The organism is Methanospirillum sp. (assembly GCF_028679455.1).
Lineage (GTDB): Archaea > Halobacteriota > Methanomicrobia > Methanomicrobiales > Methanospirillaceae > Methanospirillum.
The window spans coordinates 1-7,240 of sequence record NZ_JAJRBM010000305.1; the positions used below are offsets into that span (position 1 = coordinate 1).

Consider the following 7,240-nt stretch of genomic DNA (forward strand, 5'->3'; position numbering starts at 1 on the left):
GATCTGGATCAGAATAATATATTATTCGTGTACTGTATCTGTGGTTGTAATTACAAGACGCCAATTTGATCGCGAATTTTGATTCCAAACTTGCAATGTAATGGTATCCCACTTCTTTCGGTCCTCTCTCATATCCCTAACAATATGCCATATGATGACTGGTGTAGGTAAGGAATTGAAGAAGTTCATCGTAAGAACGTGCATGAAAAGTACTGTAAATTCCTGTTGAATTCGGACAATGGTTATTGAATAGTGATCTTGATTGTATTTTTCCTTTTCTCCAGTCCATAAGATATTTTTTGAAATGAGACTGAAACTTGGTGATACTCTCAGTTTTTACACCCTGGAGGCTGAGCGTTCCTTCAAGCCCGATAACCTGAAGCAGAAAACGGGGTTTATTTTTTCCTATCGGTATGAGACTGATATATAATTCCGACCCATTTCGCAAAGCCGAGACTCTGGGTGTATATCTATGTCCAGTTGGATATATTGCATGGATTCCCAGCATAAAGGACCGAATCAAGTACCGATCTTCAGGTTCTATCTGGTAACAATCCGCTCCTCCAATTCGTTCAGAGGGGATATTCTGTTCATCATGTTCGGGAGCCTGATCCTGCAGATACGACATTTGGGAACGGCGGCATGTTTCTACGTTCATAATTTTGATCATCTCGTTAATTTTCTTATGATCTCAGTTTCAGGATTTTTCCTTAGAAATCATATGAGATATTTCACGATGACATTACATAGAATTGAATTTTGATATCTCTTTTGAATATATTCTCAATAGACTTCTGGTATGTTTAGAGATCCAATCGCGAAGATTGCTGATTTTTTATCTTGTTGAGTGGGTAACACATTGCGTATTTCTCAAAATTCGGAGTGATTATCACCGGAGATCATTTATTTTTCATTCCGGGGTTTTCTGATCCTTTTTTGGCTCCCATCTGGTGAAGGCATGCAAAATAAATAATTCATATCCGAATCATCGCTACCCATATGATAATTCTGATGTATCTGTTTACTCTATAATTCTCTTTGTTTTAAGGAGAAATCTCTATTATCTTCGCGGATTATTGGTATCTTGTTCGTATGATTAAGTGTGTATCTGGATCACGGTTTTCCGTTTTCGTCGGGATTGCAGGACTTCTGTTAGTCCTTGTTCTCCTTCCGACAGCGGCGAGTGCAGAAGAAAAGCTCTTACGATCTCCGGTTCTACCACGGTTCTTCCCATTGCAGCGGCTGTTGCCGAAGCGTATATGGCTAAAAACCCTGACATTGATGTTAAGGTAAGTGGAGGAGGATCCGGAGCCGGTATCTCTGCAATCGGGAAGGGATCAGTGGATATCGGGATGTCTTCCCGGGCACTGAATACCGATGAAAAAGCATCGTATTCGAAACTGATTGCAACTCCGGTCGTTAAGATGGAGTTGCCATCATTGTAAATTCGGCAAATCAGGTTGATTCCCTCACGTTATCTCAATTGAAGGGGATCTATACTGGTACGTCAAAGAGTTGGAAGGATGTCGGTGGAAACCAGGATGGGTTTGAGATTGTCGGTCGCGACAGTGCATCCGGAACCCGGGAATTCTTCTTTAACGAAGTTATGAAGAAGGCTGACTTCACGAGTTTCATGCTTGAGAAGAACTCGAACGGTGCTGTTCAGCAGCTTGTTTCACAGACTCCGACTGCCATCGGATATGTGGGAATGGGTTTTGAAGATGGTGTGAAGGTTCTCAGTCTTGATGTTGATGGTAAAAAGGTCAAACCATCTGTAGAAACTGTAAAAAGCGGTGGGTACCCGCTTTCCCGTGAACTGTACTTTGTTACTAACGGTGAGCCTACCGGTGTAGCAAAGGACTTCATAAACTTCCTGCTCAGTGCAGAAGGTCAGAAGATTGTAGAACAGGAGGGATTTGTTTCACTACAGTAAGTTTGCCTCACTCCATTCAGAAGATCTAATCCATCAGGCAGAGAAAGGGGAGTTCACTAACCTCCCACTCTTTTCAAAACACCATGGAAAATTTTTCCCATTCTCTGCCTTATCAGAACAGCAGACACTGGTTTTCAATGGCTTTCATGGGTCGTCAGATGAATACTGGTCGACCGTTTTTCATTCAACTGATACATCCTGATTTTATCATCTCTATAGTTTCTGTTTTTCTCATAGGTTACCGTTCAGGATAGAGAATACGGTCAGAATTATTATGGATCTTCTATCCTCATCAATTCTCATGAGTTTGTATGCTCTCTTGTTTCCTTCAGATATGCAAATGCAGGTCCCTTTGAGTAATGGAGGATTCTATTCATGACTTCTCCCCTTCACTCGATTATGACCAAACTAACCGCCGGGTTTATCATCCTCGTTCTGGTAATCTCGGGCCTTACGTTTTATTTTACCTATGGAGCATCTTCAGGAAAGATTCAGGAATCCACTCAACAGGAACTCCTTGCACTCGCCTCAATCACCGCATCTGATCTGAACGGAGATGAGATAGCCAAACTTCAGCCGGGTATGGAGTCTGAAGTGCTGTACCTGATGAATGTCGAACAACTGGCAGCGATGGCGAAATCTGACGGTGAAATCGTTAAGATCTATACGCTTCGAAAAAATGGTGACCAGATGGAGTATGTCATTGACTCTGGGTACAACTCAGGTACACGAAACTTCCGTATCGGCACTCCGGAACCAAACCCCAGCGATGCTATGATCAGAGCGTACTCTGGCCGGGAGGTAGAGAGAGAATTCATTCAACGACCCTGGGGAACTGTTCTATCAGCATATGCTCCGATATTGGGTGCCACAGGTAAGGTTATCGGGATTGTCGGAGTTGACATGGATGCTAGAGTTGTTCAGAAGCGGATGAGTTTTGTCGGGCAGACCATCTATCTCATCATGTTCCTTGGCATCATCTGTGCCGGCCTTATCATCGCTATCTTTTCCCGGACCATGATCAGGGACATCCACATTCTGATCGATTCTGCAAACCGGATAAGCCGGGGGGATACTGATGTTGCAATCACGATAACCAGAAATGATGAGATCGGTGAACTTGCATCATCATTCAAACGGATGGTTACCAGCCTGAAGATCCTCATGCACACGGATTATAAACAGGAGTGATCAGCCCTGGTGAGAGATCATGAGCACAACATCAGACGCTGTTCTGGAGACTGCAACCGAGTATCTTGGCCCGGCTGCAATTACCCTCCTTGAACGACAGACAAAGTTCCACATGCAAGGACTCTCATTTCAGGATCTTCAGTCTTCCCATTGTACTGAACTTGCGAAATGGGTTGGAATCGCATCGGCAATGTTTATTGAGCAGGATAAGGCAGAAGAACTCGCTGATAAAATCCGAAATCTGGGTGTATGATAATGAATACAATCCAGAATTGTCAGATTCGGGTTCTTCACCTTGATGATGAACCTATCAGCCTTGATATCACCAGGCTCTTCCTTGAAAAATCTGGCAATATTAAGGTAGATTCGGTAAATCATGTACACGATGCACTCCGACTCCTGGCATCTTCCCGGTATGACGCTCTGATCTCTGATTATGAGATGCCAGTTATGGACGGTATCGAGTTTTTAAAAGAGATCCGTGAGTCCGGATATGATCTACCGTTCATTCTTTACACTGGCAGAGGACGCGAAGAGGTGGTAATCCGTGCTTTCAACAATGGAGCCACCTTTTATCTCCAAAAGGGCGGGGATACCAGATCACAGTTTACCGAACTAACTCAGAAGGTCACACAAGCAGCGGGTCAGTACCGGGCAAAGCAGAAGATTCAGCATCTGTACCAGATATTCCAGTCTCTTCGCACAGTGTCCGGAACCCTGCATGGAAGTGAAGAGATTGATAACAAACTTCAGAAGGTATGTGATTATCTCTCTTCCGGAAAGGGATACCAGAATGTCAGAATAGTTCTCTTCAATCGTGATAACAGCATCCGTGCCGTGTATCAGTCAGGCCTTGATGAGCGGATCGATGAACTGATCACGTATCTGAAAGCTGGAAACCGTACATCCTGTACCCGAAGAGCTCTTGAAATGAGGCCAGACCCAGTCATCTGTGAACCCAGTCAGACCTGTTCTGCCTGCCCGCTCTTCTCAGATCACCAAGGACAATATGCCCTCACCATGCGTCTGGAACATGCATGTGTTGTGTACGGAATCATTTCGGTTACTCTCTCATCAGATTTTGCAGAAGATTTTGATGAACAAGCGATGTTTTCCGAGTTGGCCAATGTAATTGCATATGCAATTCATCATTATTCACTCGAAGAAGAGCAGACTGCGATGGAAATTCTGATGGGAACCAGTAGGAAACTGCATATCATCAACAGCATCACCCGCCATGATATTAGAAATCAATTAACCACCCAGATGAACATCTATGAACTCCTACTCGAGTGTGCAGAATCAGTTCCTGAAATCAGACAGTACATTACTATTCTGGGGTCAAGTATCAACAGCATTCAGGAACATCTGGTCTTTGCTGATGTATATCAGAAGATCGGAATACAGAGGCCACGATGGCTCTCAATTAGCGCTATCATCGAAGGGATCACATGTTCTCATGAATTTGGTGATATTGCAATTCTTCATTCGGTAGGGGGGATTGAGGTATTTACGGATGTGATGTTCGGTAAGATCGTCACGAATCTGATCGAGAATGCAATCATGCATGGAAAACGGGTTTCAACCATCAGGATTGGATTCCAGGAACTCATGCATCAGGGTGTTTTAATTGTTGAAGACGACGGAATCGGTGTTGCTGATGAACTAAAGGAAAAGATCTTTGAACGAGGGTTTGGGAACAATACCGGCCTTGGTCTCTACTATACCCGTGAGATCCTTGGAATCACCGGAATGGAGATCAGTGAAACTGGTGTTCCATACGAAGGGGCACGGTTTGAGATCAAGATCCCGAAAAAGGGATATCGCAAAAAAAAGGGAAGTGAAATTGCCGACCTCACTGCACCTCTGGTCAGCGAGGGGGTTTGATGAACAACCCTACCGGAGCAGTTATAGAAGAACTGATCAACCGCCTTGAATCAGGTTCAGGAAACCCTTCTGACCGTTATCATGATATCCGTATGTTTCAATCCCCGGTGATTGTATGTGATGGATCTCTTTCTATCATTGAGGCGAGCGAAGCTTTTTTCGCCTGGAGCCTGTATGATCGCGCAACATTTTGTAATCAAAAACTGCGTGACGTTCCGATATCTCTGTTATCAGGAGAGTCATTGTGGGACGCAGCGCTGACACGACAAACGACAACCGGGATCGTAGAGTTCAGATTTCTTTCAGGCCCGGTAATCTGTCGCCTGACTGCTTTACCGATCAGCAATGTGAATGGGATGCTGATATCGGTTCTCCTGATTCTGACCGATCATATCACAGAACCTGATATGCTCTCATATGATGTGATCCGGAAAACCTGCTCTGACCCTGCTGAAATTCTTGTTCAACCTGATGGTACCATCCTTTCTATCTCAACACCTGCTGCACGTCTTTTAGGGATCAACTCTAATCATGCTGAAAGGAATCTTCTGGATCTTCCCATCTTTCAGAATACTGATCGACAGGAGATCCTAAAAATTTTTAATCCCCTTCCTGAAGAAGAATCACTACGAAGAGTGATTCAATCAGCGGATCAGACTCTTCTATTCAGTACAGTCTGGAGAAACAATACTATTCTCAAACGGCCGGTGCTTCATATTACCATATCAGATCTCCCCCATGAATTGGTACCAGACCCTGTCGACCTGAATCCTCTTATCTCTCTGATTGGTGGACCTGGGTCACAAGTTCAAGAATCGGCAGTTGCTTTTTGCATGGCGCAGATTCAGAAAATTTGTGACGATATCAGGCCTGAATTTGTTTTTGAAGGAGATCTCTATACATATGTGCAAAACCTGAAACATGAACTACATTTTCTTCAGGATATGCTCTTATCGGATCAGGATCTCTCATTTCCTGACAGGCTGGCTCCCGGAACCAGAACACAGGTGATCCAGGCTATGCTCTCCTCATTCAGGGGTGATATTCAATTAAACCTCGAAACAGATGGATCACCATCTTCGAATCAGAACACACTGAACGTTGAACAATATCGGGGAATCCTTGCAGCAGCAGCACTTTCAATGAACCATCTTATCTGGAAGATATCTACTACTTCTGATGAGCATCCCCAAAAAACAGAGAGTACTGATATATTCCTGCTAAGGGTCTGGGCGTTTGCAGATTCGGTTATGGCTGGTGACTTATCTGTTCGTCTGACTCCAGGTAATCTCGAAGATGAACAGATATCTGCCGTGACCACTGCTCTGAATGAGATGCTCGAGCGTATCGATGGTCAGCACCGGGTTCTTGCCGAATGTATTGGTCAGATGAAGACAGGATTTGTACCTACTTCAACCGGCTCTTGCCCATCAGGTCCTTTTGATTCCATCATCCGTGATCTCAATGTTGCACTGAATTCGCTTCAGACGATGATTGCAACCGCAGAATCCCTGACTATGTCAGTTATGGAAGGAGATCTGTCAGCCCGGGGGAATACCTCCGAATTAGGAGGTTATTATAAGGCCCTGGTCACCGGGATGAACATGATGCTCGGTCTTATCAATGCTCCACTTCAGGAGATCAGAAGGGTTGGTGAAGAGTATGCACACTGCAGGTTTGATGCCAGAATGGATGATACGATCACATATCCCGGAGATTTTACGATCTTAAAATCTTCCATGGATTCTATTGGTATCTATTGTCAGGGAGTGGTAGGAGAAATTGATAGAATCTGCAGCGGCTATGCATCAGGAGACTTTACGGTCAGGATGAGCAGAAAACTCGAGGTGACCGGAGATTTTGTCACTATCCAGGCCTCACTGGATAACATCGGGGTACAGATTTCTGAGAGTATCACCGGGCTTAGGGATTCGTCAGCCTCAATGAGTGCTGAAACTGGAGATATCCGCTCCGGGATTGCTTCGGTGGCGGGTCAGGCTGAGAACCTTGCAGCATATGTTCAGGCAGTTTCTGACCGCGCAGTCAGGGTTCGGAGTGAGGTTCAGGAGATGATGAGCGGAACCGATGTAGCCATGAACTCACTTCGGAAGATGACCACCCGTTCTGAATCAGTCGCTGAAATATCTGAAAAGACAGATAATCTCTCATTGAAAGGGAGAGAACTTGCAGATCGAAGCAGAGAAGGAATGGATGCGATCTCCTGTTCAA

The 7,240-nt window shown here is 44.6% G+C and carries 7 protein-coding genes; 6 read left to right on the plus strand and 1 reads right to left on the minus strand.

Annotated features, from left to right (window positions below):
- Positions 1 to 136: 136 nt before the first annotated feature.
- Positions 137 to 658 carry a hypothetical protein gene (locus LUQ50_RS10480; RefSeq protein WP_300039782.1) on the minus strand — a complete coding sequence of 174 codons (522 nt, stop codon included), beginning with the start codon at positions 656 to 658 and terminating at the stop codon, positions 137 to 139.
- Positions 659 to 1,100: 442 nt separating this feature from the next.
- On the opposite strand from LUQ50_RS10480, the gene LUQ50_RS10485 reads away from it, so the two are divergent.
- The 6 genes from LUQ50_RS10485 to LUQ50_RS10510 form a co-directional block, all read left to right on the plus strand.
- Complete coding sequence (locus LUQ50_RS10485; RefSeq protein WP_300039783.1) at positions 1,101 to 1,445, plus strand: substrate-binding domain-containing protein; 345 nt, start codon at positions 1,101 to 1,103, stop codon at positions 1,443 to 1,445.
- Between the two features lie 38 nt (positions 1,446 to 1,483).
- A complete protein-coding gene (locus tag LUQ50_RS10490; protein WP_300039784.1) occupies positions 1,484 to 1,933 on the plus strand; it encodes a substrate-binding domain-containing protein in 450 nt (149 codons plus the stop codon).
- Positions 1,934 to 2,308: 375 nt separating this feature from the next.
- Positions 2,309 to 3,124, plus strand: a complete 816-nt coding sequence (locus LUQ50_RS10495; protein ID WP_300039785.1) for a HAMP domain-containing protein — start codon at positions 2,309 to 2,311, stop codon at positions 3,122 to 3,124.
- Between the two features lie 19 nt (positions 3,125 to 3,143).
- A complete protein-coding gene (locus LUQ50_RS10500) occupies positions 3,144 to 3,377 on the plus strand; it encodes a hypothetical protein (RefSeq protein ID WP_300039786.1) in 234 nt (77 codons plus the stop codon).
- A 2-nt stretch (positions 3,378 to 3,379) separates the two neighbouring features.
- A complete protein-coding gene (locus LUQ50_RS10505; RefSeq protein WP_300039787.1) occupies positions 3,380 to 5,011 on the plus strand; it encodes a response regulator in 1,632 nt (543 codons plus the stop codon).
- The coding region (locus LUQ50_RS10510; protein WP_300039788.1) for a hypothetical protein at positions 5,011 to 7,240 on the plus strand (2,230 nt) is incomplete at its 3' end. The genes LUQ50_RS10505 and LUQ50_RS10510, both read left to right, overlap by 1 nt.